Source organism: Bradyrhizobium sp. P5_C11_2, assembly GCF_054049755.1.
The window spans coordinates 1-1,849 of record NZ_JBFULT010000900.1 but is presented as its reverse complement, the minus strand read 5'-3'; the positions used below and the strand labels follow the sequence as shown (position 1 = coordinate 1,849).

Genomic DNA, 1,849 nt, shown 5'->3' with positions numbered 1-1,849 from the left:
GGTGTGCACTGCGGTTCARCTCGCGCACCTCGACGGTAGTGCATTGCGAATCAATCAGGCCTGACACGGACATCGCAGACCGTGAGGCTAGCATCAGATACGCGTTCTATTTGGATTTTTTTGGGGCACGCTTTTTCGGTCCAGTTCCGGCATCGTCCCCACGGCAGGGCCAAGCATCCCTGAAAGCTTCAATAGCGACGGTGATCCCCGGTTCACTCACTCGATCCGGATTGTTATCAAGATACTGCAGAAAAACCTTCGCACTTTGCAAAGGGCTGCCTTGCGCGGGGGGGCATGCACGCACGTCAGCGGGCAGATTTGGTGCAAAGAGCATCGCGGTTTCGATCATCCCCTCACATGCGCCTGCGGATCGAGCTTCGTCCTGATTGCGAAGCGAATTCTTGACAAGCAGCTCGCAAGACTTTTGCGCGTCGGTTCCCTTATCAACAACCGTGGCATCGGCCTTCCCGATGATCGCTAGGATAAGGCCGGCAACAATCATATGGACCCGCATCCGCGTCCCCCGAATACCGGCGCGATAGCTTGAAGGCATTGAGTATGCCGCAATAGAGCGGCCGCCCGCGCCGTTCCAGGCGGCTCAGACGGCTTAGCTCAAAAAAAGCGCCTGATCCATCGCGCTCGAGTAAGAGCGACGTGAACTCAGCTCTTCCATTTTCGCAAAGCCGAAAGGGCGCTTGTGGACTTGAAAAATACGCAGCTTACGCGCCGTGACGGCCGCAAAGGTCGGCTGTACCCGATCATGATCACGGATCAACATAGGCCACGATCAAGTGTACCGATGGTATCGATCTCGATCCGGCGCGGAAGGCATCTATCATCCTGCCGTGTACGCGAGGTGCATTGATCGATTGATGCCGATGCTCGGCCTCGACGCAGCGTCATTGTCTGTCCGGTGATCTTCGTCTCAAGGTGCGAGCGCTGAAGACTGAGCATCGCGTCGCTGCGGCCTTAAGCGAACGATACGATTCGCGAACTGCGCCAAGCAGGACTTCGTCCTTGGAACGGTACTCACTATGAGCTCAGCCAACAATACCAGGAGGAGGTGGAGCGGCCTTGGGCGCAGCACCGCGGACACTCCCCCGATCTCGCAGCCTGTTCATCAACCAAGTGAGACCGCTCACGTATCCAGACGAGAGGGAAACCTGGATGAACTCAATCCGAGGATTTTAGCCTCGACCTGGTTCCAGCTGCACCGTTTTTCGCCCCCCGTTCAGGTCTCTGAGTTTGTTGACGTATTCCTCAGGCTTTAGCAGATGAAACGGAGCGTTGAGGCCCATAAAAGTCGCTATGCGGCCGATGAAAGCAGTGCAGTTGGTCGTTGCTGCATTCCAGAGCGGCGAAGACTCCTGCTGGCGCTTGATATAAGCAAAGACCTTCTTGGCGTCTGCCTCAGACAAATAGACGCGATAGCTGGCCGTCAGATATTGCTCGTCAAGATCACCGTAGGTCGCCCCCGTCTCAGAAGGGACAAACATGATGTGTCCCAGGATATAGGGCACCTCGTCGCCGGCCGGAGCCAGACCAGCGACCTCGACCTGCTTTTCGCCCGTCTTTCCGTACCAGACGAATGCATGACCGTACGTTGCCGCCGTGCGGGCGCGAAAATCAACGTAGTAGGGACCCGTGGCGGCAGCTCTTCGAGCTGGCTTTACATCGGATATCGCCGGCGTAGCAGCAGCCATGCTCGCCGCATGCTTCGTCGCCGAACTGGGGAAAGCGTCCCGTTGCTGCTGGTCGGTACGCGCCACGAGTGGTTGCGCGCTACTGATCCCGGCCCCCAAGCCTACAAAGGCCGCCAGCATGGCGGCCTTTGCAAGAAGCTCTAGAC

The 1,849-nt window shown here is 57.6% G+C and carries 2 protein-coding genes; both read right to left on the bottom strand.

Annotated features, from left to right (window positions below; all coding sequences use genetic code 11):
• Positions 1-106: 106 nt before the first annotated feature.
• A complete protein-coding gene (locus tag ACXJL8_RS40060; RefSeq protein ID WP_456686924.1) occupies positions 107-502 on the bottom strand; it encodes a Rap1a/Tai family immunity protein in 396 nt (131 codons plus the stop codon).
• A gap of 685 nt (positions 503-1,187) precedes the next feature.
• On the bottom strand, positions 1,188-1,823 hold the full coding sequence (locus ACXJL8_RS40055; protein WP_456686925.1) for a hypothetical protein: 636 nt from the start codon (positions 1,821-1,823) through the stop codon (positions 1,188-1,190).
• Positions 1,824-1,849: the final 26 nt, after the last annotated feature.